General features: G+C 53.3%; 23 protein-coding genes. 16 read left to right on the top strand and 7 right to left on the bottom strand.

The annotated features are described in order from the left end of the window. Nucleotides 1–14: 14 nt before the first annotated feature. Nucleotides 15–1,469 (bottom strand): argininosuccinate lyase, encoded by a 1,455-nt coding sequence (gene argH, locus NQF64_RS03170; protein WP_099027100.1) that lies wholly within the window; start codon nucleotides 1,467–1,469, stop codon nucleotides 15–17. A gap of 10 nt (nucleotides 1,470–1,479) precedes the next feature. Between argH and NQF64_RS03165 the strand changes: the two genes are divergently transcribed. The 12 genes from NQF64_RS03165 to NQF64_RS03110 all read left to right on the top strand — a co-directional run bounded on the left by NQF64_RS03165 (nucleotide 1,480) and on the right by NQF64_RS03110 (nucleotide 13,753). Further along, the gene (locus NQF64_RS03165; RefSeq protein ID WP_266106433.1) at nucleotides 1,480–2,052 is read left to right on the top strand and encodes a TlpA family protein disulfide reductase; all 573 of its coding nucleotides are present in this window, start codon (nucleotides 1,480–1,482) and stop codon (nucleotides 2,050–2,052) included. Between the two features lie 14 nt (nucleotides 2,053–2,066). Further along, complete coding sequence (locus NQF64_RS03160) at nucleotides 2,067–2,834, top strand: N-formylglutamate amidohydrolase (RefSeq protein ID WP_407651805.1); 768 nt, start codon at nucleotides 2,067–2,069, stop codon at nucleotides 2,832–2,834. Then, nucleotides 2,834–3,664, top strand: a complete 831-nt coding sequence (locus NQF64_RS03155; RefSeq protein WP_266106589.1) for a shikimate dehydrogenase — start codon at nucleotides 2,834–2,836, stop codon at nucleotides 3,662–3,664. Before NQF64_RS03160 ends, NQF64_RS03155 begins: the two co-directional genes overlap by 1 nt. A gap of 2 nt (nucleotides 3,665–3,666) precedes the next feature. Beyond that, nucleotides 3,667–4,302 carry a dephospho-CoA kinase gene (gene coaE / locus NQF64_RS03150; protein ID WP_266106431.1) on the top strand — a complete coding sequence of 212 codons (636 nt, stop codon included), beginning with the start codon at nucleotides 3,667–3,669 and terminating at the stop codon, nucleotides 4,300–4,302. After that, entirely contained in the window at nucleotides 4,299–4,994 is a 696-nt protein-coding gene (dnaQ, locus tag NQF64_RS03145; protein ID WP_099027095.1) for a DNA polymerase III subunit epsilon, read from the top strand. Before coaE ends, dnaQ begins: the two co-directional genes overlap by 4 nt. Next, the gene (locus NQF64_RS03140) at nucleotides 4,991–5,899 is read left to right on the top strand and encodes a glycosyltransferase family 9 protein (protein ID WP_266106430.1); all 909 of its coding nucleotides are present in this window, start codon (nucleotides 4,991–4,993) and stop codon (nucleotides 5,897–5,899) included. Before dnaQ ends, NQF64_RS03140 begins: the two co-directional genes overlap by 4 nt. 51 nt (nucleotides 5,900–5,950) lie before the next feature. After that, complete coding sequence (locus NQF64_RS03135) at nucleotides 5,951–7,273, top strand: dihydroorotase (RefSeq protein ID WP_266106429.1); 1,323 nt, start codon at nucleotides 5,951–5,953, stop codon at nucleotides 7,271–7,273. Between the two features lie 105 nt (nucleotides 7,274–7,378). Further along, entirely contained in the window at nucleotides 7,379–8,071 is a 693-nt protein-coding gene (locus tag NQF64_RS03130; protein WP_266106428.1) for a tetratricopeptide repeat protein, read from the top strand. Continuing rightward, nucleotides 8,068–9,477, top strand: a complete 1,410-nt coding sequence (locus NQF64_RS03125) for a PQQ-binding-like beta-propeller repeat protein (RefSeq protein WP_099027092.1) — start codon at nucleotides 8,068–8,070, stop codon at nucleotides 9,475–9,477. The genes NQF64_RS03130 and NQF64_RS03125 overlap by 4 nt, the downstream gene beginning before the upstream one ends. Beyond that, nucleotides 9,470–10,837, top strand: coding sequence for a ribosome biogenesis GTPase Der (gene der / locus NQF64_RS03120; protein WP_266106427.1), 1,368 nt, complete (start codon nucleotides 9,470–9,472; stop codon nucleotides 10,835–10,837). The genes NQF64_RS03125 and der overlap by 8 nt, the downstream gene beginning before the upstream one ends. 86 nt (nucleotides 10,838–10,923) lie before the next feature. After that, the gene (locus NQF64_RS03115) at nucleotides 10,924–12,357 is read left to right on the top strand and encodes a sugar porter family MFS transporter (protein WP_099027090.1); all 1,434 of its coding nucleotides are present in this window, start codon (nucleotides 10,924–10,926) and stop codon (nucleotides 12,355–12,357) included. A 1-nt stretch (nucleotide 12,358) separates the two neighbouring features. Then, the gene (locus NQF64_RS03110; RefSeq protein WP_266106426.1) at nucleotides 12,359–13,753 is read left to right on the top strand and encodes an MFS transporter; all 1,395 of its coding nucleotides are present in this window, start codon (nucleotides 12,359–12,361) and stop codon (nucleotides 13,751–13,753) included. Here the strand turns inward: NQF64_RS03110 and ubiA are convergent. Further along, nucleotides 13,728–14,669 carry a 4-hydroxybenzoate octaprenyltransferase gene (gene ubiA, locus NQF64_RS03105; protein WP_266106425.1) on the bottom strand — a complete coding sequence of 314 codons (942 nt, stop codon included), beginning with the start codon at nucleotides 14,667–14,669 and terminating at the stop codon, nucleotides 13,728–13,730. The genes NQF64_RS03110 and ubiA overlap by 26 nt on opposite strands. A 92-nt stretch (nucleotides 14,670–14,761) precedes the next feature. On the opposite strand from ubiA, the gene NQF64_RS03100 reads away from it, so the two are divergent. The 3 genes from NQF64_RS03100 (at nucleotide 14,762) to NQF64_RS03090 (ending at nucleotide 17,630) form a co-directional block, all read left to right on the top strand. Further along, nucleotides 14,762–15,469, top strand: coding sequence for a 16S rRNA (uracil(1498)-N(3))-methyltransferase (locus NQF64_RS03100; protein WP_266106424.1), 708 nt, complete (start codon nucleotides 14,762–14,764; stop codon nucleotides 15,467–15,469). Between the two features lie 127 nt (nucleotides 15,470–15,596). Beyond that, a complete protein-coding gene (locus tag NQF64_RS03095) occupies nucleotides 15,597–16,982 on the top strand; it encodes a glutamate--cysteine ligase (RefSeq protein WP_266106423.1) in 1,386 nt (461 codons plus the stop codon). Between the two features lie 18 nt (nucleotides 16,983–17,000). Beyond that, nucleotides 17,001–17,630, top strand: a complete 630-nt coding sequence (locus NQF64_RS03090; protein WP_266106422.1) for a LolA family protein — start codon at nucleotides 17,001–17,003, stop codon at nucleotides 17,628–17,630. Here NQF64_RS03090 and rsmI read toward each other — a convergent pair. After that, a complete protein-coding gene (rsmI, locus tag NQF64_RS03085) occupies nucleotides 17,627–18,526 on the bottom strand; it encodes a 16S rRNA (cytidine(1402)-2'-O)-methyltransferase (protein ID WP_407651788.1) in 900 nt (299 codons plus the stop codon). The genes NQF64_RS03090 and rsmI overlap by 4 nt on opposite strands. Here rsmI and NQF64_RS03080 point away from each other — a divergent pair. Next, the gene (locus NQF64_RS03080; protein WP_266106420.1) at nucleotides 18,511–19,974 is read left to right on the top strand and encodes a penicillin-binding protein activator; all 1,464 of its coding nucleotides are present in this window, start codon (nucleotides 18,511–18,513) and stop codon (nucleotides 19,972–19,974) included. The two genes, rsmI and NQF64_RS03080, sit on opposite strands and share 16 nt — an antisense overlap. Nucleotides 19,975–20,029: 55 nt before the next feature. Here the strand turns inward: NQF64_RS03080 and NQF64_RS03075 are convergent, their stop codons facing one another. The 4 genes from NQF64_RS03075 to NQF64_RS03060 form a co-directional block, all read right to left on the bottom strand. Beyond that, nucleotides 20,030–20,425 carry a hypothetical protein gene (locus tag NQF64_RS03075; RefSeq protein WP_266106419.1) on the bottom strand — a complete coding sequence of 132 codons (396 nt, stop codon included), beginning with the start codon at nucleotides 20,423–20,425 and terminating at the stop codon, nucleotides 20,030–20,032. 180 nt (nucleotides 20,426–20,605) lie between these two features. Beyond that, nucleotides 20,606–21,505 (bottom strand): lysophospholipid acyltransferase family protein, encoded by a 900-nt coding sequence (locus tag NQF64_RS03070; protein ID WP_266106418.1) that lies wholly within the window; start codon nucleotides 21,503–21,505, stop codon nucleotides 20,606–20,608. Nucleotides 21,506–21,515: 10 nt separating this feature from the next. Further along, complete coding sequence (gene lpxK, locus NQF64_RS03065) at nucleotides 21,516–22,496, bottom strand: tetraacyldisaccharide 4'-kinase (RefSeq protein ID WP_099027082.1); 981 nt, start codon at nucleotides 22,494–22,496, stop codon at nucleotides 21,516–21,518. Further along, complete coding sequence (locus tag NQF64_RS03060; protein WP_266106417.1) at nucleotides 22,496–23,746, bottom strand: 3-deoxy-D-manno-octulosonic acid transferase; 1,251 nt, start codon at nucleotides 23,744–23,746, stop codon at nucleotides 22,496–22,498. The genes lpxK and NQF64_RS03060 overlap by 1 nt, the downstream gene beginning before the upstream one ends. Between the last annotated feature and the right edge of the window lie 137 nt (nucleotides 23,747–23,883).

The raw sequence follows: 23,883 nt of genomic DNA, 5'->3' as shown, positions 1-23,883 counted from the left end.
GGATGGAGCGCATCTTATTTACTTTCTTTATGATGATTAAGGCGTTCTAGCCACGCAGTGGCTTGAGCATGTACATTCTGCGGTGCGGTCCCGCCCTTGCTCGTGCGTGACGCGAGGGAGGATTCAACAGTCAAAACCTCATAGAGAGAGGCATTAATACCGGGCTCTACAGCCTGCATCTCCTCTAAGGAGAGGTCGGCAAGGTCACAGCCTTTTTGCTCGGCCAAACTCACAAGTCGCCCTGTAACATGATGCGCCGTGCGGAAGGGGAGGCGCAGTGCGCGTACAAGCCAATCGGCAAGGTCTGTCGCGGTGGAGAAACCTGCTCCCGCTAGCTCTCTCATGCGTGCCTTATTGGCTTTGAGGTCCCGAATCATACCCTCCATTGCAGCGAGGGAGAGGGTGATGGCCGTTGTTGCGTCAAAAACAGGCTCTTTATCCTCTTGCGTATCTTTCGCATAAGCGAGGGGCAGGCCCTTCATGACGGTTAGTAAGCCGATGAGGTCTCCCGTAATGCGGCCGACTTTGGCGCGGACAAGCTCCGCCGCATCAGGATTACGCTTTTGCGGCATGATGGAAGAGCCCGTTGTGAAGGCATCTGAGAGATGCACAAAATTAAATGCGGCAGACGCCCATTGTACAATCTCTTCAGAGAGACGAGAGAGATGCATCGCCTCTAGGGAGAGGGCGGAGAGATATTCCAACGCGAAATCACGGTCAGATACAGCATCAAGAGAGTTAGCTGTAGGGCGGTCAAACCCTAGGGATTGGGCCGTCATCTCGCGGTCGATGGGGAAAGAGGTCCCCGCAAGCGCGGCAGAGCCAAGGGGGCACTCATTCATCCGGCGGCGCGCATCACGCAGGCGAGAGGCATCGCGGGAGAGCATCTCCACATAGGCGAGTAAATGATGCCCAAAGGTCACAGGCTGAGCAACTTGAAGATGCGTAAAGCCCGGCATGGGGGTATCGTGATACTCCAAAGCGCGGCGGGCGAGGGTCCGCATGAGGGCTTCGGTTTGCTCTATGATGCCATCAATGGAATCCCGCACCCAAAGGCGGAAATCCGTTGCGATTTGGTCATTGCGAGAGCGGGCGGTGTGCAGACGTTTACCAGCCTCACCAATGCGCTCAGAGAGGCGGGATTCGATATTCATATGAATATCTTCCAAAGCGGGGGAGAAGGGGAATGTCCCTTCCTCAATCTCCTTACCAATGGCTGCTAAGCCGCTCTGAATCTCGGCTTCTTCTTGGGCTGTAAGTAGGCCAACCTTGCGCAGCATAGCTGCATGAGCGAGCGAGCCGCGAATATCTTGTCGCCAGAGGGTTTTATCAAACCCAATAGAGGCGTTGATTTCCTCCATAATCGCGGCGGGGCCACTGGCAAAACGTCCACCCCATTGGGGGTTGGCAGCTTCGGGAGCGGCTGGTTTATTTGCAGGGGAGGCGTTGCTGGTATTAGGGTGCGTCATGAGGACCGATATGATGAGATACTTAAAGAAGATTCGCGTAGGTGCCGTTTGTTTGGCTCTCCTTACTGTAGCGGCTGTGGGGGTAAGGCACAATTACGCGCAGGCTGATGGATTGCAGAATCTGCAAGAATTGGAGCCAGAGCCCGCTCTCTCTGCCCCGGTGATGCTTCCCGTCACTGGCTTAGCAGGGCAGAAGGCGACCCTCCCATTGCATGAAAATAAGCCTTATATGCTGCATTTATGGGCGACATGGTGCCTGCCTTGCCGGGAGGAATTGCCTAAGCTTGCAGCTTTGTTAAAGGCACATCCCGATCTTCCCATTGTGCCTGTAGCGTTAGATAGTGGGGCAGCAGAGCAAGTAGCTGCTGCTTTGCCCCGCCTGCATGCTGTGGGTTTACCCGTATGGGTCGCAGAGCGTGAGCACGTGCAACCTTTCATCAAAACGGTGAAAGATCCGGGCTTGCCGATGACGCTGCTGATTGACGCAAGCGGGCAAGTGCGAGCGATTTCCGATGGCGGGGTGGATTGGGGGGAGTCGCAGGCTGTATCTATAATCCACACTTTATTGCAGGAAACAGAATGACGCGTGCGCCAACCATGCCGTTATTAAGTGCGGCAGACCCTTTGCCTTATCATATTCTCCCTCCAAGGGAGGAAAGTCCCTTTGTGATGATTAGCGACCATGCCGGGCAGGCTGTGCCTTCATCTCTGGGGGATATGGGGGTGCCCCCTCAGGCGTGGGAGCGGCATATCGCTTATGATATTGGCATTAAGGAGGTTGGGCGGCATCTGCAAAACGCCTTGGGATGTTTGTTGATTGAGCAGGTCTATTCTCGCCTGGTGATTGATTGTAACCGGGCCGCAGGGCATCCAACGTCTATCCCGCCGGTGAGTGATGGCACGGCGATTGCGGGGAATCAGAATCTTTCCCAGCAAGAGCGGTATGCGCGAGAGGAGGAGATACTCCATACTTATCATGATGAGATAGAGCGTCATCTTGCTCAGCGGGATAAAGGGGAGTTTTTGTTTGTCTCTCTCCATAGCTTTACCCCCGCTATGGAGGGTGGAGAGCCGCGCCCGTGGGAGATTGGCCTTTTGCATGATCATGACCCACATTCAGCGCGCCTTATGCGTACTCTTTTGGAGGCAGAAGGCGGGTTATGTGTGGGGGATAATCAGCCTTATGTGTTAAATAGCCATAATGAATATAGCGTGCCTTATCATGCAGGGCGGCGTCAGCTCCCTGCTTTGGAGATTGAAATTAGGCAAGATTTAATCTCCGATGACGCTGGGCAACGCGCATGGGCGGAGCGTTTGGCACGTCTCTTGCCGCTTTTATGGGCGCAACGCAAAGAGAGAGCATGATGATTAATGGTAAAACGGTTTTAGCGGGCGTTATTGGGTGGCCTGTTGCCCATTCACGCTCGCCTATGTTGCATAATCATTGGTGTAAGGTGCATCAGATCAATGGGGCTTATGTCCCTCTGCCTGTTGCGCCGGGGCAGTTAGAGGTCGCGTTGCGTGGCTTGGCAGCAGCGGGATTTCGCGGCGTAAATGTTACAATCCCCCATAAGGAGGAGGCTTTTCGCTTATGTGATGAGCTAACAATGACCGCAAAGCGGGCTGGTGCGGCTAATACGCTACGTTTTGAGGATGGGCGCATCCTTGGGGATTGTACGGATGGCACGGGCTTTTGCGATAATTTGCGGGCTCATGCCGTATCTCCCAGCGGGTCTGTGTTGATTCTTGGTGCAGGTGGGGCAGCACGGGCGATTGCTGCAGCCTTGCAGGATTGCGGGTGCGATGTTTTCATCACTAATCGGACGACCGCACGGGCTGAAGCCTTAGTCTCGGCTCTTGGGGCAGGGGCTGTGTTGCCATGGGCGGATTGGCCTGCCCGTTTAGGGGAGATGCAGATACTCATCAATGCGACATCACTTGGTATGGGTGGCTATGATGAGACGGATTGGCCCAGCATCCTCCAACAGGCTCAATTAGGGTTGAGTGTTGCTGATATTGTTTATACCTCCCTCCAAACCCCTCTATTGCGCGCTGCTCAACAGCGTGGGTTACGCACTGTAGAGGGCTTAGGGATGTTGCTGTACCAAGCGCGGGCTGGGTTTCATGCGTGGTTTGGTTTATGGCCAGAGGTTGATAAGCAGAGCTTTGACCTTTTGATGGCAGACCTTACTTAGTTATGTATGTTCTGGGCCTTACAGGGGGAATGGCAGCGGGGAAAAGTACGATCGCGGCTTTATTTCGCCGTGCTAAGGTCCCAGTTTTTGACGCTGATGCCTGCGTGCGTCGCCTACAAGCCCCTCATGGGCGGGCTATTGGGCCTTTGCAGCGGGCGTTCCCTGCGGTGGTGCATAATGGGCAGTTAGACCGTGTGGCTCTGCGGCGGCTCATCGGGCAAGATGCAGCCGTGTTGCCCCGGTTGGAGCAGATAATCCATCCCCTTGTTAAGCAAGAAAGACGCGCATTTTTGGCGCGGTGTCGGGCGCGGGGCGTGCCGTTTTGCGTATTGGATATTCCTTTATTGTGGGAAACAGGAGCAGAGCGTGATTGCACAGCCGTGATGGTGGTGGAGGCCCCGCTCGCTGTGCGGATAGCGCGTTTGCGGCAGCGTCATCAACATCGCGGGCAGATGAGTGTTGAGGAGGCCAAAGCCTTTCTAACACGCCAAATGACAGACCAAGAGAGACGACAGCGGGCCGATATCGTGATAAAAACGGGACTGTCTCGTGCGTTTAGTGCGCGGCAGATTCATCGCTTTTTGCAGCAATTACGGCAGGAGAGGGATGAGGCTTCTGCACAGGAAGGGAAGATATGACGCGTTCTATCCTCTTTGATACAGAGACCACAGGGCTAGACCCTGATACTGGCGATAGGGTCATTGAGATTGCTGCTTTGGAATTGGTGAATGATTTGCGGACGGAAAATTACTTCCACGTCCTCATTAATCCAGAGCGAGACATCCCGGCTGAGGCCACAAAAGTGCATGGTTTTACGTTGGCCGATTTGGAGGGCAAACCCCTTTTTGCTGATATTGCTGATGAGTTTTTAGCCTTCATCGGTGATGGGAAGATGATAGCCCATAATGCACCGTTTGACTTCAAATTCATCAATGCGGAGCTAAAACGGGCCGGGCGTCCACCATTGGATTATGAAAGCCGCGCGGTTGATACAGTCATTATGGCGCGGAAGAAGTTCCCCGGTATGCCTGCGAATTTGGATGCGCTCTGCCGTCGTTTTAATATCGACCTCTCCGAGCGTGGCACGCATAATGCGTTGCTTGATTGCCGCTTGCTTGCCGATGTGTATGTAGAGCTTATCGGTGGACGACAACGCGGTTTGGGGCTGGGTAATGAGCAAACACAAAGAACTTCATCAGAGGGGCGGGTAAAGCGTAAGGCGGTAACAGGGCGTACCCCGCGCCCTATGGCCCCGCCAGATGAAGCTACATTAGCCCGTCATGCCCAGTTTTTAGAGACGGTCGATAACCCTCTTTGGATGCGAGAGTGAAGCGCGTCCTGTTCATCACGGCGCATCGGTTGGGGGATGCTGTTATCTCTTTAGCGGCCCTTTCGGCCATGATGGCACGCTATCCGCAGGCATATTTTACCATCGTATGCGGCCCGGCTGTGTGTGACCTCTTTCGTTATATGCCGCGTTGCGAACGGCTGATTGTAATGGAGAAACGCCCTTATAATCAGCATTGGCTTGCTCTATGGCGCGATGTTGTGCGTTATCGGTGGGAGGTAGTGGTGGATTTACGGGCCTCTCTTGTCAGTTATGGGGTATGGAGCAGGGCGCGTTATAAGGTTCGTGGAGGGCGGCAAAAGGGCTTAAAGCTGGCTCAACATGCGCGCGCTTTAGGCGTACAATATGCACATTACCCCACCTTATGGTTAGGAGCGCAGGAGCAGGCCTATGCTGCTACGCTTTTGCCTGATGAGGGTGTATGGCTCGCTTTAGCCATTACGGCGGGGACAGAGCATAAAATCTGGCCCGTTGAATCCTTTGCGACATTCGCGCGGCAGATGCAGGCAAGGGGGTTTCGCCCCCTTTTGGTTTATGGGCCGGGGGAGCGAGAAGCACGCCTTGCCGCCCCAGTACGGGCCTTATTGCCTAATGTGTTGGATATTGGGGGCGGGCAGTATAGCCTTGCTCAAGTAGCGGCCCTTATTGCGCGTTGCTCTCTCTTTGTGGGGGGTGATTCGGGGTTGATGCATCTTGCTGCGGCTTTAAATGTGCCAACATTAGGGTTGTTTGGGCCAAGTTATGCGTCCCAATATGCACCATCAGGCCGATGGGCGGAGGTTCTTTTGGCCCCCGGCCCGGAGGGAGAGGGTGATATGGCCGCCTTAAAGGTGGAAAATGTGCAGCATGCCGCCTTGGCTCTTTATGAACGGGCCAGAGCACAGTAGAATTACACCATTATTTAGATAGAGCGATGGCCAAGCCTCTAAGGAGATATCATGCGATTTGACCTCATCATTCGGAACGGGCGGTGCATTTTCCCATGGGGGGAGGCCCAAGCGGATATTGGGGTCCGTGATCAGAAGATTGCCTCATTGAGTGTTTCCTCGCAGGATGAAGCCACACGGGTGATTGATGCAACGGGGCTTTATGTTCTCCCCGGCCTGATTGATTCTCACGTTCATTTGCGTGACCCCGGCAAGCCTGAGGCAGAGACGTTGGAGACAGGCACACGCGCTGCTGCCTTAGGGGGGATTACCTCCGTCTTTGATATGCCTAACACAAACCCCACCGTGACCGATAAAAAGATGCTGGATTGGAAGCGTCAGCATATTATCGACACAGCCCATATAGACGTCGCAATGTATATCGGGGCTACGCGGGAGAATACCCCTTTACTTGCTGAGTTTGAGCAAGAGGAGGGCGTATGTGGAGTGAAGGTTTTTGCTGGTTCCTCCACTGGTGATTTGATGATTGAAGATGATGAGGGGATAGAGGCCGTTCTACGCTCGGGTCATCGCCGTGTCTCATTTCATTCAGAGGATGAATATCGCCTGCGGGAACGGCGGAAGCTGTTTGAGCCGGGTCAGCCTTACCATCTCCATGCAGAATGGCGAGATGCTGAATGTGCCATCCGTGGGACGAAGCGTATCTTGGCATTATCGCATAAGACGGGGCGGCCTATCCATATTCTTCATGTCTCGACAGAGGAGGAGTTTACCCTTCTGGCTGAGAACCGGCGTTACGCCACCGTGGAGGTCTTGGTTAATCATCTAACCAATGAAGGGCCGGGATGCTATGAGCGTCTTGGAGGTAAGGCGGTGATGAATCCTCCGTTGAGGAATGAACGCTGCCATTTTGAGGCTGGATGGGCCGCCTTGCGTGATGGCCGGGTGGATGTTGTTTCCTCCGACCATGCCCCGCACCCTAAGGATGCGAAGGAGCTCCCTTGGTTGGAGTGCCCCTCCGGCCTAACGGGTGTGCAGACGATTGTTCCTTTGATGTTGGACCATGTAAATGCGGGGCGGTTGAGCCTGACACGCCTTGTTGATGTGATGGCTGCTGGCCCTGCACGGGTTTATGGCCTGCCCAATAAGGGGCGGCTCGCCGTGGGGTTCGATGCTGACATCACCCTTGTGGATATGAAAAAGCAACGCACCATTAGTAATGACTGGATAGCCTCCCCCGCCGGATGGACGCCTTATGACGGTAAAAGCGTGACAGGCTGGCCCGTTGGGACGATTGTGCGCGGTCATGTGGTGATGGAGGATGATGCGATTATCACGCGTAATGTAGGCCAGCCTATCCGCTTTCAGCCATAACGAGTTAAGAAGGCGATGTTTTTTTATCGTGATAGTATGTTGGTAGCAGAGCCGCCATGCTATAGGGTGCGGAATGAGTGTGTGCAGTCCAGCTAAGGATACGGCGTGGCAGACGATTTATTTCAAGAATTAGAGGAAGAACAACGCCTTGCAAAAATGCGTAGCGTGGGCTTGCGCGTGGGTGTGGTGGTGTTGTGCGTGCTTATTGTAGCAGGCATTGGCGGTGGTGTTTGGGGATGGAAGCAGCATCAGCTTCATACTGCTCAGGCGCAAGCGTCTAATCGTTATTTTGAGGCCATGTCACTGCTTGGGGCGTTGTCGGGCAAGCCTGTGACAGAGGGGGCGGCTCATCAAAAAGCTGAAGGCATTTTACAAGAGCTTGCCCAAAGCGCGCCAGAGGGTGTGCGGAGCTACGCTGCTATGTATTTGGCGGAACTTAAACTGCAAGAGCATGACACAGCCTCCGCTTTGAGATTATGGTCCGCTGTTGCGGAAGATAAAAAAGCAGATACGTCTCTTCGCTCTATGGCGCAGTATCGAGGGTTGAATGCGCGGATGGATACGGCCCCGCGTGATGAGCTCCGGGCGGGGTATCAAGCTTTAGTGCAAGAGGGCGGGAGTTGGGTCCCTCTTGCGAAGGAAGGCCTAGCGGTGCTTGACCTCGCACCGGGTAGCACAAAGACAGACCATGAGGAGGCACGCCGCCTTTTGCAGCAAGTGCAATCCTCCCCCGATAGTACAGAGGGCCTGCGTCAACGGGCTGGGATGTTATTACAAACATTAGGAGAGGCTGGATGAGCCATCGTTTTTCTTCACCTTCGCTTGGCCAGCCTGTAAAGACATCTCGGCGGTCTGTTCTTAAAGGGGCTTGCTCTGTTGCGGCGATGGCCGGGCTTGCAGGCTGCGGTATTTTTGAGGACGATCCCAAGAAAACAGTTCTTCCCGGGCGGCGTATTGATGTCCTTTCCACCGGGGCGGGCTTGACGGTAGACCCGCATGATAAATCGGTCGTTCAATTACCAGCGGTTCAGCCTGTTCATCAATGGATGCAGGAAGGCCGTGTGCCCTCTCATGAGGCTGTAAACGCCGCATGGAGTGGTACGCGTCAGCTATGGAGCCAATCTATCGGTGCCGCCGTGAAGGAAGTGGGTTGGCTGTCCAATGTATTTTTTGTGCCCAATCGTCATGGCGCATTGCAATCCTCTCCCGTTATAGGGGGCGGGCGGCTCTTTACGGTGGATGCTCAAGGGGCTATCCGCGCTTGGAGCTGGCCAGATCGCAAGCTGTTATGGCATTGTCAGCCTGCGCGTAAAACGCGCTCGACCAATATCGGCGGCGGCATCGCGCTTGTTGATGATACACTTTATGTTGTGGATGGTATTGCACAAGCTCTCGCCCTGGATGCTGCAACAGGGAAGCAGAAATGGGTTGTCGATATTGGCACGCCGGGCCGCTCTGCCCCGACAATCGTTGATGGCTTGATGTTCTTTACCACGATTGATGCTCGCTTATTTGCGCTGGAAGCCAGCACGGGTAAACAACGTTGGACCTATCAAGCTACCAATGTGAGTACGAGCTTGTTTGGGGCAGGCGCTCCGGCTGTGGTCAATGGCATTGTAGTTGTTGGGTTCGGCAGTGGTGATCTTCTGGCCCTCCGTGCAACCTCTGGTGAGATCGTATGGAGCGATAGTCTCGGTGGGGGTAATGGGCTTGGTGCGATGCTGGACTTCGCGTGCGTGCGTGGTGGTCCTGTCGTGGTGGATGGTACAGCCTACGCAATTTCTCTCTCCCGCGTGCTGGTAGCGATTGATATGCGCTCCGGCCGCCGTTTGTGGGAGCGTGAGGTGAGCGGTCAGTCCCCGCTCTGCATTTGTGGTGATTGGCTCTATGTCATTTCGCTGGATCAGCAACTCGCTTGCCTCGACCGGGTAAGCGGGCAAGTGCGTTGGGTGAAGCAGCTGACCCGCTTTGAGGACCCCAAACACGAGAAAAAGGGCATCCAATGGACAGGCCCAATCTTGTTGAACAATAAACTTGTTTGCCTCTCCAGTATGAAGCGTGGCGGCATGGTGATTATTGATGCAAAAACAGGGAGCGATCTAGGGAAGATTGACACGCCATCATCTTGCCAAGTCCAGCCGATTGTGTGTGATGGGCAGCTGCTTGTCTTAAGTGATGATGGTGTCTTACGCGCCTATGGTTGAGTCGGTTGAATCAGGCCGGCTGCCGGTTGTCGTTATCGCAGGACGGCCAAATGTTGGGAAATCCACCATTTTCAACCGGCTTGTTGGGCGGCGTCAGGCCATTGTGTCGGACGTGCCCGGCGTAACGCGTGATCGTAAAGACGGTGTTGCGATGCTGCGCGGGCGGCGTGTGCGCCTTGTTGATACAGCCGGCTTGGAAGAAGCCGCTCCAGAGACCCTCTTTGGCCGTATGCGTGCCTCATCAGAGCAGGGTATTGCGCAAGCGGATTTGGTGGTTTTCTGTGTTGATGTACGGGCTGGTATCACCCCAGCAGATGAGCATTTTGCGAATTGGCTGCGGCGGCAGAACCGCCCCGTTCTTCTTGTGGCGAATAAGGCGGAGGGGCGTGCAGGGGCCGAGGCCGCGATGGAGGCTTATTCTCTGGGGTTAGGGACGCCTCTTGCGGTTTCTGCCGAGCATGGGGAAGGTCTGGCGGACCTTATGGGAGAGATTGCAAGTCTTCTCCCTGATGAAGATACACTTGCCGAGCATGATGGGGAAAAGCCGCTTCGCATCGCTATTATTGGCCGCCCTAATGCGGGGAAATCCACCCTTTTGAATAGTTTGCTCGGTGAGGAGCGCATGATTACCGGCCCGGAGGCTGGCTTAACGCGCGATGCTGTTAGCGTTGGGCTAGAGGATGACATTGGGCCGATTGAGATTGTCGATACAGCGGGTATGCGTAAACGTGCGCGCGTGCAAGAAGGATTAGAGCGCGTCTCTGTCTCTGCCTCTATTGAGGCAATGAAGATGGCGGAGGTCGTCATCCTCGTGCTGGATGCCGAGCGCGGTGTGGATGAGCAAGACTTGCAAATCGCACGGTTGATCGAGCGAGAAGGGCGGGCCTGTGTGCTGGCCCTTAATAAATGGGATGCGGTAAAGGAGCGTCAAGCAACACGCAAAGCTATTGCGGGACGGATCGAAATATCACTCGCGCAAATGCGAGGGATTGAGGTGGTCACATTCTCTGCTCTAACAGGTGAAGGGCTAAATCGCCTTTTGCCTGCTGTGCGTCGTGCGAGCGAGGTATGGAATGCTCGCGTGGGGACAAGCGATTTAAACCGTTGGTTTGAAGAAGCAGTGGAAAAACACCAGCCTCCTCTTGTGGATGGTCGGCGTTTGAAACTGCGTTACATGACGCAAGCAAAGAGTCGCCCTCCCACTTTTGTGCTATTTGGGACGCGGGCGGAGCAACTGCCAGATAGCTATAAGCGTTACCTTATCAATGGGCTACGGGAGACATTTCATCTTCCCGGTACGCCGATAAGATTGCTCCTGCGGGGTAGCCGTAACCCTTTTGTGAAGCAAAACGAGCATTAAAAAGATTGCAGACTAAGCCAATAAATCATACTCCCCCGATGCTTCATGCTGGAGAGGTATTTTAAAGGTATGGTTAAGGAGAGATCATGGTCGGAGTAGCACCGGTATCCCAGCGAGAGAAAGGTTCCGCAGTCACGCAGAAAGCAACAGGCCGTGCTACCGTATTGGGGATTCTGGCCGCTTTATCTGGGTTGATGTTCGGGCTGGATACGGGTGTTGTCGCTGGTGCGTTGCCTTTTATGGCGATGGATTTTCACGCTGGGCCTGTTTTACAAGGGTGGATTGTATCTTCCATGATGGCAGGTGCGGCCTTTGGGGCTATGTTTGCTGGGCGTATTTCCGTCTCCTTTGGCCGGACAGGGGCCATGCTAGGGGCTGGTATTTTCTTCCTAATAGGGACGCTCTTTTGTGCTTTTGCTCCTGGTGTGGGGTTAATTATTACGGGGCGTGTTTTGTTAGGGCTTGCTGTTGGTGTAGCCGCTTTTGCCGCCCCGCTTTATATCTCTGAAATTACGGTAGAATCTGCTCGTGGGGCGATGATTTCTTTCTATCAACTCATGGTCTCATTGGGGATTTTCCTTGCCTTTATTTCCGATAGCTTTTTGTCCTCAGGGGGGCATTGGCGGTGGATGTTAGGCATTATGGCCCTACCGGCTATATTGTTCCTTATTGTGGTGTTGATACTTCCCCAAAGCCCGCGTTGGTTGATGATGCGTGGCGATACAGAGCGTGCCCGTACGGTCCTGCGTGTTCTGCGCTCTGATGAAGAAGTAGCCGAGGCAGAGCTTGCTGATATTCATAGCCGGCTCTCTAAGAGTAGTGATGCTGGCTTTGGGTTGTTCCGTAGTAATCGTCATTTCAGACGGTCCGTATTTTTAGGGATTGTGCTGCAAATTATGCAGCAGCTAAGTGGTATTAACGCGCTTTTATATTATGCGCCTCAGGTGTTTGAGGCTGCTCATTTTGGCGTGAATGCCTCTGTTTGGGCGACTACACTTGTTGGCTTGACAAATATGGTCTTCACCGGTGTGGCGATTATGTTTGCAGACCGCTGGGGCCGGCGTCCTCTTTTGCTGACAAGCTGTGCAATTGTTGGATTAGCTTTAGTAGGGGTGAGTGTCGTTCTGGCTTATGGTGGGGGTAGTGTGACAGCTTCCTTCTTGCTTTGTGGGTTTATCCTCCTTTTTGTAGCAGGGTTTGCTATTGGGGAGGGGCCGCTTGTTTGGGCGCTTTGTTCTGAGGTACAGCCCACGCGCGGGCGGGATTTCGGCATTGGTTGTTCCACGGTGACAAATTGGGTAGCGAATTGGGTCATTTCTAGCATCTTCCCACTGCTCATGCTTGTTATGAACGCGTCATGGACGTTCATCCTTTTTGCAGCATTTAATGGTATGTTCCTTCTCATCACATTAGGTTTTGTGCCAGAGACAAAGGGTGCGTCCCTGGAGCAAATCGAGAGCAATCTTTTTGCAGGGGTTCCCCTGCGTTATTTAGGAGAGCAGAGAGATCATGGGCAGTAAAATGACCGATCCTAGCCTGGAGGGTGAATACGACCCTGAGAGACACGCTGGCCTTTATGGGATGCAGCGTGTCAAGGCGATGTCATCGGTCATTTTAGCCTTGATGCTATCGATTTTGGATTATTCAGTCGCCAATGTGGCATTGCCTACCATCGCGACGGATATGCATTCGTCTCCATCGCAGGCGATTTGGGTTATCAATGCTTATCAGCTTGCGAATTTGGCCTGCCTCTTGCCGTTGGCTGCCCTTGGGGCGCGGGTTGGCTTTGGGCGGATGAGCCAGTTAGGGATTGTCTTATTCCTCATCGCCTCGGTAGCCTGTGCTGTATCCCAAAATATGTTAGAGCTTACCTTAGCCCGCGCGTTACAAGGGGTTGGTAGCTCCTGCATTATGAGTGTGAATATTGCACTCGTACGCTTCATTTACCCTCATAAATTGATTGGTAAAGGGATTGCACTCAATGGGTTATTCATTGGGTTAGGGGTGGCATTAGGGCCGACTATTGGTTCGTTTATCCTCTCTATTGCTTCATGGCCGTGGATATTTTGGATTAACCTACCCTTGGGCGGCGCGGCTATTTTACTAGCGAGCCGTGCTTTACCTAAAACACCGCGTAGTGATGTAAAAACTGACATTCCCGGCTCTATCCTTACAGTCGTGTCCTTTACACTTTTAGGTGTGGGGTTGGATGGCTTTATGCACGGTGATATAGGCTGGGGAGCGGGTCTGACAGGTTGGAGTTTGGTGAGCTGGTGGTTGCTCTTACGCTGGCAGAAAAAACGGACTGAGCCAATTGTCCCTCTGGATTTGCTCAAACGTGTGCCGTTTCTTGTCGCGTGTTTGGTAAGCTTTTGTGGTTTTGTGGCGTCTAACCTGTATATTGTGGCGATGCCTTTCACCTTGGCGGTTGCTTTTCATAAAAACCCAGCAACAGTTGGGTTGTTGATTGCCCCTTGGGCCGTAGGGGTTGCGGTTATGTCCTTCACAGTGGGGAAAATTGCTGATCGTTTCCCTGCATCGTTATTGTCCTCCATTGGGCTGTTGATAACCTGTATTGGCTTTATTTTACTCTGTACTTTGCCATTGGATGCGAGCAATAGTGCCATTGCATGGCGGACTTTATTAGCGGGTATGGGGTTTGGGTTTTTCCAACCGCCTAATAATCGCGCGATTATGGTTACAGCCCCGCCGGGGCGCGAAGGGGGAGCAAGCGGGATGTTGTCCGTAGCGCGTCTCTCTGGCCAAACAACGGGGGCTTTGCTGGTGGCAGGGTTGTTTACCTTATTCTCCCATCCTGCCTTCATTTGCTTAGGAGCGGCGGCGTTTGTGGCCTTTTTTGGGGCTATGCTGAGTGCGGGGCGGATTTTATTTAAAAGCCGAGTGGCCCCCCGTTAACTCCCAGGCGTCCTAGGACAAAGGCGCATGCCAGTATGAGGCCTATTAGGACATTCTGCTTGAAGAAACAGAGGCAGAGTGGTGCATCATGGGGGGTGAGGCGTTTCACCTGATAGGCCATCATTAGGCCAGCGAGGAGGAAGGGCAGCCAAAAGACCGGTGCCAGGTGTGCTGTGTAAGCCGCCCCGGCAAAGAAGGCCATCGTCAGCCCATAGCAAAGCCCAACAAATAAGCGGGCATGGCTGAGCATTAAACGTGAGGTCGATTTCACGCCAATGCGTGCATCATCTTCCATATCTTGGAAGCCGTAAATCGTATCAAAACCGAGTTGCCAGAGGATAACCCCACTATAGAGGAGTATCCCCGGTAGATCGATATTCTCTTGGCTGGCAGCGTAGCCCATAGGGGCCCCAAAGCCGAAGGTGAAGCCCATCACAAGTTGTGGCCACCATGTGAGGCGTTTTGCGGTGGGGTAGAATGTCACAAAGAGCATCGCGACAGGAGCTAAGGCCCAGCAGAGGGGGGGTAAAGCGAGGAGGACAGCCAGCCCGCCTAACAGGAGAAGGATGAGCAGCCCGATTCCTTGCTTTAGGCTGAGTGCCCCACTGGCGAGGGGACGGCCTGCCGTGCGAGAGACTTGGGCGTCAATTTTGCGGTCCCATATATCGTTAATTACACATCCTGCAGAGCGCATCAGCAGTGAGCCAATGGCAAATAGCCCGACATAGAGGAGCCGTTTTTGCAAGCTGGGGCCTTGGGCAGCAAGGAAAATGCCAAACACGCCGGGGAGGAAGAGGAGCCATGTGCCAACGGGCCGGTCTAAACGGGCAAGAAGCGCGTAGGACCGCCACGGCTCACCAAGCCGCCCGATGAGGCCATTCTGGCAAATATCAGTATGAGGATGCTTTTGAATCATAAAGTTAGTGCTTAGCGAGAATGAGGGGGAGGTCAATATTTTATCATCATCTCTGGCAAGCTGTGAGGGAACGCGTTATGCCCTTAGAGATTATGAGCCGTACAGAACCACGCCTTTTTATTGTCGAATCCGCTTTCCCTTGGGATGAGGGCGCGATTATTGAGCTTTCTGCAGGGCAGGCGCATTATCTAGGTAAGGTCATGCGTTTGCAGGTGGGGGACGCTGTTGTGCTGTTTAATGGGCGCGATGGCGAATGGCATGCCGAGATTGAGAGCTTACAAAAGCAGCGTGGCTCTGCACGGTTGCGCTCTTGCCTGCGCCCGCAGGAGGAGACAAAGGGGATAGAGCTGCTTTTTGCCCCATTAAAGCGCGATGCGACGGAGTTAGTTATTCGCATGGGGACGGAGCTTGGGGTAACGCGCTTTCGCCCTGTTGTGACAGCTAGGACGAATACGCATCGCCTTAATTTGGAGCGTCTAGCCGTTATCGCGCAGGAAGCCGCAGAGCAATGCGAGCGGTTGGATGTCCCAGAGATTATGCCGTTAGAGCCATTGGCCGCTGTGCTGGCCCGTTGGCCTAACCGGCGTACCTTAACTGTTGCGTTGGAGCGTGTTGGCCAAGGTGGGGCACCGTCTTCATGTGATGCGCTGCTCATTGGGCCGGAGGGAGGTTTTGCGGAGGATGAAATCTACCGTCTAACGCGGCATGAGGCTGTGCAGTCTTTTTCTTTAGGGCCGCGTATTTTGCGGGCTGATACGGCTGCTTGTGCTGCTCTAGCGCAGATTATGGCGGTACGATAAAGGGGATTCTGTGCTGGTCTCTTGAATGAGCATCATGATGACCCCTAATATGCAGTCTCTGGCTTACGGACAATTCTGGCGGTCCTATAGCGTATTAAGATGAATTATAGCCGGTAAGGTTTTGTGTATGTCCAATCCAGGTGAGAGCAATACAGCTCCAATTGAAAATAAAGCGCAGCTTATTGATGTTCTCGCTAAGGGCTGTAAGCCGCAAGAGGCGTGGCGGATTGGGACAGAGCATGAGAAGTTCGGCTTCCGCCTGCCAGAGCGTGCGCGGGGGGATTTAAAGCCTTTTGCCCCACCAGCTTACGAACCAGAAGGGATTGAAGCCCTTTTAACCGCTTTGGAAGGGCCAGACTGGCAGGCTATCCGCGATAATGGGCATATTATTGGCCTAAAAGGTGCTGGGGCGCATAAGGGACGTTCCATCTCCCTAGAGCCTGCAGGGCAATTTGAGCTCTCTGGCGCACCCGTGCGGACGCTGCAAGAGACAGAGCAGGAGATGATTGCTCATTTCCAGCAGATTAGTGGGCCTGCGCGGGAGTTGGGTTTGGGCTTTGCCCCTTTGGGATTCCAGCCGCTTTGGCCGCGTGATGCCATGCCGTGGATGCCCAAAAGCCGCTATGCGATTATGCGCCGTTATATGCCGAAAGTTGGGCGGCGTGGGCTGGATATGATGACGCGTACCTGCACTGTGCAGGTGAATCTTGATTTCTCCAGCGAGGCCGATATGGCGCGCAAAATGCGCGTCTCCCTTGCCTTACAGCCGCTTATCACCGCGCTGATGGCCAATTCCCCATTCGCAGAGGGTAAGCCAACCGGCCGTCTCTCTAATAGGGCTTATATCTGGTTAGATACGGATAACCAGCGGAGTGGCCAGCCCACGCCTTTCTTTGAGGAAGGCTTTGGGTTTGAACGTTATGTGGATTGGGCGTTGGATGTCCCGATGTATTTTGTCAATCGGGATGGGCATAACCTTGATGTTGCAGGTTGTTCCTTCCGCAAATGGTTGGCTGGGGAGCAACAAGAGCCATTAAAGGGCCTACATCCCACCCTTGGGGATTTTGAGGATCACCTTACAACATTATTCCCTGATGTGCGGTTGAAGCAGTTTTTAGAGATGCGCGGGGCTGATGCGGGCAATCCGTCTATGATGATTGCACAATCCGCCTTCTGGGTCGGGCTGTTCTATGACCCTGATGTGCTGGCTGAGGCGGAACAGCTGGTGAAGGAGCAGCCTTGGCTACAATATCAATCCCTTGCGGAATTGGTTGTCGAGAAAGCTATGGATGCGCCATTCCCCGGTGGGTTACGCCCTCTTGCTAAGCGGGTTTTGGAGCTTTCGGAACGTGGCCTAAAAACGCGTAATTATGGGGAGGAATATTACCTCGCACCGCTTTATGAGATTGCTGATGGGGCTAAAACACAAGCCGAACGCTGGTTAGAGCAATATTATGGGGCATGGCGTGAGGATGTGCGGCCCATTTTCCAAGCTGCGGATATCTCTTTATAAGTAAGGCGGAGTGGTCAGATGAAGATGAAACATATCATAACCGCTTGCGCGATGGCTATTAGCTTAGGCAGTGGGGTCATGGCTCTGGGGAAGGAGGCATATGCTGCGGCATCCCTTACCCCGGCGCAGCAAGGTTGGGTGCATAAGATTGAATCGAGCTTGAAAGCGGCAAAAACCTTTCAAGCACGTTTTGAGCAAGTGAGCGAGCAGAATGGCACAGCCACGGGCACGGTCTTGTTAGAGCGGCCGGGGCAGATGCGTTTTTCATACGATCCACCAAGCCCGCTCTTACTAGTAGCTAATGAGGGGAAAGTGGTGTTTCAGGACCGCAGCATAGGGCAGGTTACGACCATCCCCTTGGAGCATACCCCGTTGGGGTTGCTGTTACGGCCTGACCCACGCTTCTCAGGTGATGTAACGATTCTGGATTATGAGCAACGCGGCAATGAGATTCGCTTGCGTGTCACGAGGACGGAAAACCCAAGTGAGGGGGAGATGACGCTCTATTTCGCTGCTCAGCCCCTCACTTTGAAGGGATGGACAGTGTTAGACGCACAAAGCCATAAAACGGTTGTGCATTTTACGAATATTCGTACAGGGATGCCGATTGCGGCGGGGCAATTCACCTTGCCGAAGGAAGATGATTAAGAGCTTTTCTTCCGTTTAGCTAATTCCAAAGCGCGTTGATAAACAGTGCGTTTTGGGAGGGTGACAATCCCCGCTACGAGGCTTGCAGCATCTTTAACGGAATGTGTTTTCAAGGCGTCCTCTAGCGCACGGTCTAGCTCTAACGCGCCTGTTTCTGCGGCTTCTGGGGGGCCGAGGAGGAGGGTAATCTCACCACGCGGTGGGTTTGCCTCAAAATGGGCAATGAGTTCGGCAATGGTGCCGCGGCGCATTTCTTCAAAATGTTTGGTTAATTCCCGTCCTATGGCTGCGGCTCGGTCTGCACCAAAGACTTGTTGTTGTGTGTGCAATGTATCAAGCAGGCGATGGGGGGATTCATACCATAATAATGTTGCGGTTAAGCCTGCTTGTTCCATAGCCCGGAGGGCGGCAAAATGTTGTCGTCTTGCTTCCCCGCGTGGTGGAAAACCAAGAAACATAAAAGGGTGTGGTGGCAAGCCAGAGAGGGTTAAAGCGGTGATGGCCGCATTTGCCCCCGGTAAAGAGGTGACGGCAATCTCGGCCTCTTGAGCAGCGCGCACAAGCCGATAGCCGGGGTCAGAGACAATCGGTGTTCCCGCATCGGAGACGAGTGCGAGGCATTGGCCTTGCTGTAATTGTTCAATCACAGTGGGGATGCGCTCTTGCTCATTATGGTCATGGAGGGGAATAAGCTGATTATTGATGCCATAATGGCGTAATAATTTTGTGGTAACGCGTGTATCTTCGCATAAGATGGCGTTTGCTGTCTTGAGAGCCTCAAGCGCGCGTTGGCTAATATCGGTAAGGTTCCCAATAGGCGTTGCCACAAGTATGAGCTGCCCGGTAGAAGAGGGGAACGATCCGTTAACGGGGGAAGTATATGGTTTGTCAGACATCGCCATCCTTAAAGAGCTGCTCTATCCCTTATAGCCGCGATGGGCAGGGGCGCGGCAAGAGGAAACATGGCCGTACGATAGTCATGGCGGGCGTTTTTCTTTTGCTCACAGCGTGTGGCGGTCGGGAGGAAGCCGATAAAGGGGCAGACCTCTTTGCACATCCTGCCCCTGTTGTGGAAAAACCGGCTCGTGTAGGTTTGGTCGTCCCGCTGACGGGCCCTCATGCAGCTATTGGTCAACGTATGCAAGAGGCCGCGCGCCTTGCTTTGCCAGATGGCCAATCCCCCGCCCTTGATGTGTTTGATAGTGCCGAGGCGGAAGGCCCTGCTCATGCAGCCCAAATGGCGTTGGAGAGTGGTGATAAGATTGTCCTTGGCCCTTTAACAGCGGCTGATACACAAGCGGTAGCTTCCGTGTTGCAATCGGCTCATGTGCCGGAGCTGGCCTTTACAAGTGATGTTACACAAGCGCGGCCAGGTGTGTGGGTGATGGGCTTAACGCCCGAGCAACAAGTGCGGCGGCTTGTGGATGCTGCGCGGACAGATGGGCGGAAGCATCTTGCTGCGTTCTTACCTGATACAGCTTTTGGCCATGCTTTAGGGGAAGGGCTAACATTAACCTGCCAAGAGGCAGGGTTGGACGTGCCTAAAATCATTTATCATAGCAGTGATATCAACGATATTACGCAGAAAATGGCGCAATTAAGCCATGGGGTAGCCGCCGCAGCGTCTCCATCAACGCCCACCTCAACACCAGCCGCGCCAGAGCCTAAAGAGGCTGGTCCCTCAGCAGAGGATCCGTTAGCGGAGAATGATGCGCCAGCGGCTCCCACGTCTTCATCCTCTCCAACTGCCTCTACAGCATCTACCGCTTCGGCCTCATCAGTGCCCTCTGTGCCGTTTGATGCGTTATTGCTGGGTGATACAGGCTTAGACCTTGCTCATGTCATTGAGGCCCTAAAGGCGAATCAGCTTTTAACACCGCAAATTCGTATTTTAGGGCCGATGTTATGGCGTGCCTTTGATGGCAAATTGGGGGACCTCCACGGAGCCTGGTATGTTGCGTTTGATGAGCAGCTTCGCAGTGGCTATGTGCAGACCTATCAAAATAGCTATCATCGCCCACCATCGCCCGTGTCCGATTATGCTTATGATGCCGCTGCGTTAGCTGGTGCGTTGATTCGTCAAAATCGGTTAACGACCGAGGCTTTAACCCAGCCAAAGGGCTATATTGGGATTGATGGTTTGTTCCATTTACGGGCTGATGGGCGCATGTTGCGGGCCTTGGGGGTGTACCAAATCGTCCCCGGTGGGGGGAGCCAAATAATTATCCCTGCTTCGCGTGACCTAACAGCCCCTTCAGCTTTGACAACGGCGACACCAGCAGCAACACCCGCTGCTAAAAAAGCTGAGGAGCCAAAAGAGACACCTCTTCCAGCGGATTTCTAAAGGGCGCGCCTCATAATAGAAAAAAGCCCGCCTGTATGTTTAGGCGGGCTTTTTGTTAGCAGGAAGCAGCAGCTTCTTCTGGTAGAGGAAGAACAGGGCGAATTGTATGGAGTGCCATATTGAGGTTTTTATATCGGCCTAATTCGTGTTCTCTGAGGCAGTCTATTAAGACCCATTGGTGCCCATCTTGGTGCCCATCAAGCCGGATGAGATAAGCAGGGTCTGCATTTTCCCGTACCCAAATAACAATAAGGGGTGAAGGGCTATCCTGTGTGCTCTCTATAGAGGCATCAAGAATACCCATCGGTTGGCTTGCGGTAAGCCAGTGTGCGAGATAGCGCCGATGATGAGGTAGGAGTTTCTGGCGAAAAGGAATGATAGTGGCAGGGCCCTGCTGGGAGGAAGAGGAGGCAGCGGCACGATCTGCCACACGAAACGCTTTTTGAGCCATGTCAGCATCTCCTTCGTGAGAACGGGGCAGATAACCTGCCGCATTACTCTATGAACCGCCCTTGAGTGCCATGCATGCTATGCAAAAAATGAATAGGAATGCGAGGTCTCTATGTGTCAGTTCTTATTTTGCAATCCTACCATGTTTTCAACGCATGACTAGAGGAAAGTTACAATCTTGTTATCGATAATACTTTTTTTCCCAGCGGCGATGTAGCCAGAGCCAATCACTCGGCCGTTCTGTAATCCATGATTCCAATTGGTCATTAAGATGCTGTGTTAGATGGCGGATTTTCTCTTGGCGGGATGAGGAGGGGGGAACCATCATGTGTGGGTCCAGACAGGAGCAGACCTCTAAGGTAAGGCGTGCAGGCCCATCCCGCCAAACCCGCCCGGTGACGATTAAGGCATTAAAGCGCAGTGCCAAGGCAGCCGTGGCGGGGGCTGTCATGGTGGGGTGGCCAAAGAAGGAAACCTCTATTCCGTCATTCATTTTCTGGTCCCCTAACACACCAAGATGCCCGCCTTTAGCGAGGTGACGGATGGCCTCTAGGGCTCCTTCTTTGCCTTTAGGAAAAAACTGTACAGGCTCATTGATAAGTTTGCGGCGTAAGTGGCAGAGAAGACGATCGACTAAAGGGTTGTTCGGGGCCCGATAAAAGGGGGAGAAAGCCAGGCCATAACGTGCCACGACAAGGGGCATGAGTTCCCAATTCCCTAAATGGCCGGAGAAGAAAAGAATAGGCCGTTGCTGCATACGGGCATGGTGTAAAATATGCTCGTTTAGAACATACCATCCTGGCCCGTTATCTGGGTGAGCAGGCAAGGTTGCAAGATGGGGTAATTCTGCGAAGGTACGGCCTAGATTTTCCCAACAGTTAGCGAGAATCGTATTACGTTCTACTGCGCTCATGGCGGGAAAAGCACGCTGGAGATTTACCATCGCAACGCGGGATGAAGGTAGGAAGCGGCCAATATACCGCGCCACGCGCCCGCCAAGGGTAGAGGCAAAACCAGGGGAGAGTTTGCCAAAACACCAGAGCAGCCCGCGCAGGCTCCACGCTTCCAGATGAGTCTTCATGCCTCAGAGGCTAGCACGGCATAAAGCGGTCTAGAAGTTCTTCCGGTAAAGAAGGATTACGCCATGAGGGTTCAATCTTGATGGTGGTGACAAAGTCTTGGAACAGTGAGGGGAGTTTTACACTATCCTTCTCAGTTGTTACCAAAACCGTATTGGGTGTATGGGCAAGCTGGGCGAGGTGTTGAAGTTCTTGCTCGGAATAAATGTGATGATTAGGAAAGGTGAGCGTTCTTAAAATTGTGAGATTTGCCTCACGTAACATATTAAAGAATTTTTGCGGCCTTCCGATACCTGCAAAAGCGATGATGTTGCGTCCGCTAAGCTGGTGGATCGCGCAAGAGGGCATTAAGCGACCGTGCAATAAGGGCAGAGTTTCCGGTAGTTGTTGGGTAATATTATGGCGGTCTTGTCCAAAAATAACCGCAGCATCTAAACGCGGTAGAGCATCAGCCAAGGTTTCCCGAAGAGGACCAGCAGGCAGAAGGCGTTGATTGCCAAAGCCTACTGGGCCATCAATAGTAAGGATAGATAAGTCTTTATGAAGGCTAGGGTCCTGCAGACCATCATCCATAACAAGACAATCGGCTCCTGCTTCAATGGCATGTTGAGCGTTTGTGTAACGGTCAGAGCCACGCCATGTCGGGGCGAGGCGGGCAAGAAGCATGGCTTCATCCCCAACATCTGTAGCCTTATCATGCGTAGGTTGTATACGTCCTGTTTTTTTGGATAGCCCGCCATAACCGCGCGTAATCACATGCGGGTTATGCCCACGCTGAATAAGTTTTTGCAGCAAATAAAGTGTAAGTGGTGTTTTACCTGTCCCCCCTACGCTGATATTGCCGCAGCATAAAACAGGGACAGGTAATTTCGCAGATGGCTTTTTCTGGCGGTGTCGGTTGAGGTAACCCGTCACCTTACTGACAGGCAGCAAAAGGTCGGATACAACGCTTGACGTCCCGCTCTGCCAAAAAGATGGAGCAATTCGTTTCATTATTTTTCCTTATTACCAAGGATTATGTTCATAATAAGGCATGTAGCATCATGGCTAATTTTAGAGCGCTTTAATGGTGGGGGGGCGGGTATTGTAGGTCTTACAAGCCACTGGATGAGAGCGTCTTTGTCATGGAGTTGATGGAGGAATGTGGCATATGTGGTGCAAATATCCTGCCAATTCTGCATATAAGGTCCATATGCCGTCGGACGACGAAAGCGCAGAGATTCCAAAGGGTTATGACCTCCGCCGGGCGGGTAGAGGGAGTGGCCAATCAAAACACGCTCAGCTAAGTGAAGGAATAATCCGACCTCGCCTAATGTATCAATAATCCAAAGGGGATCTTGGTCTTGTGGCATGGTGTTTTGGGAGCGGCATGGGGCTTTAAATTGGGCTGCCAAAGCGGCTCCGCGCTCTGGGTGGCGGGGGATGATGACGGTAAGGAGGTTAGGTCGTTGTTGACGGGCTTCTTGCGCAGCGGCAACGATAAGGTCTTCTTCACCTGGATGGGTGGATGTTGCAACAAAGAGAGGGCGTCCTCCCAAATGCTGCCGTATTTTGACGGCGTCTGCGGCATCAAAAGGGAGGGGAGGTGCATCTTCTTTTAGGTCTGCTGGGGGAAGCAAGGGAGCGATGCCAAGCTGTGTGAAGGCGCGTTGGTCAGCTTGGCTGCGTGGCATAATCCAGCGGCAAGGGCGTAATAAGTAGCGTAAAAGAGGGGCAGCTAATTGCCAGCGGCGGGCAGAACGCGCCGAGAGCCGTCCGTTGAGCACCATAACAGGGATATGTTCCCTCTGGCAGAGGCATAGCAGACCCGGCCATAATTCACTCTCTATCAGGACCAGCCCATTAGGTCGCCAATGGGCGAAGAAGCGACTGAGTAAATGAGGGGCGTCATAAGGGATAAATTGATGGATCAAACGTCCCTTAAAGGAAGCGGCATGGGCTGTAACGACCTGCCCCCCAGTGCGGGTAGCGGTGGTTATGAGGATGGTAAGGGAGGGGTGTTGCCTAAAGAGGCATTCTATAACAGGTAGAACCGCACGACACTCTCCTACACTAGCAGCATGAATCCATAAAACAGGCATATGAAGTGGCGGGCGTGGCTGCGTTGGGTAGCCAAAACGCTCGCCTAAACGGGATGCTTCTTCTTTGCCCGTTTGTAAGCGGGTTTGAGTATGCCGGCGCAGCCACGGCATGGCCGCATAACCAATGAGGGACCAGCCAAGGAGGAGAGGATCGAAGCGCATTGGAGGTTACCTCTCACGGTGGTGCATTTTCGCATCATATGCCATAGAACAACATCAGATGAAGCGGAAAACAGGTTCTTGAAAGCAGAGTCCTCTTGCCGTGCGGCCCTCCTTGTGCAACGAGATGGCCCAATTTA

The sequence above is a fragment of the Bombella saccharophila genome (assembly GCF_026385475.1).
GTDB classification, from domain to species: Bacteria; Pseudomonadota; Alphaproteobacteria; order Acetobacterales; family Acetobacteraceae; genus Bombella; species Bombella saccharophila.
The sequence above is the reverse complement of the archived record's forward strand: the minus strand, read 5'-3'. Positions and strand labels throughout refer to the sequence as shown.

Coding starts and splice junctions, on each gene's coding strand:
- argH (WP_099027100.1), bottom strand. CDS start 1,469: ATGACGCACCCTAATACCAGCAACGCCTCCCCTGCAAATAAACCAGCC.
- NQF64_RS03165 (WP_266106433.1), top strand. CDS start 1,480: ATGATGAGATACTTAAAGAAGATTCGCGTAGGTGCCGTTTGTTTGGCT.
- NQF64_RS03160 (WP_407651805.1), top strand. CDS start 2,067: ATGCCGTTATTAAGTGCGGCAGACCCTTTGCCTTATCATATTCTCCCT.
- NQF64_RS03155 (WP_266106589.1), top strand. CDS start 2,834: ATGATTAATGGTAAAACGGTTTTAGCGGGCGTTATTGGGTGGCCTGTT.
- coaE (WP_266106431.1), top strand. CDS start 3,667: ATGTATGTTCTGGGCCTTACAGGGGGAATGGCAGCGGGGAAAAGTACG.
- dnaQ (WP_099027095.1), top strand. CDS start 4,299: ATGACGCGTTCTATCCTCTTTGATACAGAGACCACAGGGCTAGACCCT.
- NQF64_RS03135 (WP_266106429.1), top strand. CDS start 5,951: ATGCGATTTGACCTCATCATTCGGAACGGGCGGTGCATTTTCCCATGG.
- NQF64_RS03125 (WP_099027092.1), top strand. CDS start 8,068: ATGAGCCATCGTTTTTCTTCACCTTCGCTTGGCCAGCCTGTAAAGACA.
- der (WP_266106427.1), top strand. CDS start 9,470: ATGGTTGAGTCGGTTGAATCAGGCCGGCTGCCGGTTGTCGTTATCGCA.
- NQF64_RS03115 (WP_099027090.1), top strand. CDS start 10,924: ATGGTCGGAGTAGCACCGGTATCCCAGCGAGAGAAAGGTTCCGCAGTC.
- NQF64_RS03110 (WP_266106426.1), top strand. CDS start 12,359: ATGACCGATCCTAGCCTGGAGGGTGAATACGACCCTGAGAGACACGCT.
- ubiA (WP_266106425.1), bottom strand. CDS start 14,669: ATGATTCAAAAGCATCCTCATACTGATATTTGCCAGAATGGCCTCATC.
- NQF64_RS03100 (WP_266106424.1), top strand. CDS start 14,762: ATGAGCCGTACAGAACCACGCCTTTTTATTGTCGAATCCGCTTTCCCT.
- NQF64_RS03095 (WP_266106423.1), top strand. CDS start 15,597: ATGTCCAATCCAGGTGAGAGCAATACAGCTCCAATTGAAAATAAAGCG.
- NQF64_RS03090 (WP_266106422.1), top strand. CDS start 17,001: ATGAAGATGAAACATATCATAACCGCTTGCGCGATGGCTATTAGCTTA.
- NQF64_RS03080 (WP_266106420.1), top strand. CDS start 18,511: ATGGTTTGTCAGACATCGCCATCCTTAAAGAGCTGCTCTATCCCTTAT.
- rsmI (WP_407651788.1), bottom strand. CDS start 18,526: ATGTCTGACAAACCATATACTTCCCCCGTTAACGGATCGTTCCCCTCT.
- NQF64_RS03075 (WP_266106419.1), bottom strand. CDS start 20,425: ATGGCTCAAAAAGCGTTTCGTGTGGCAGATCGTGCCGCTGCCTCCTCT.
- NQF64_RS03070 (WP_266106418.1), bottom strand. CDS start 21,505: ATGAAGACTCATCTGGAAGCGTGGAGCCTGCGCGGGCTGCTCTGGTGT.
- lpxK (WP_099027082.1), bottom strand. CDS start 22,496: ATGAAACGAATTGCTCCATCTTTTTGGCAGAGCGGGACGTCAAGCGTT.
- NQF64_RS03060 (WP_266106417.1), bottom strand. CDS start 23,746: ATGCGCTTCGATCCTCTCCTCCTTGGCTGGTCCCTCATTGGTTATGCG.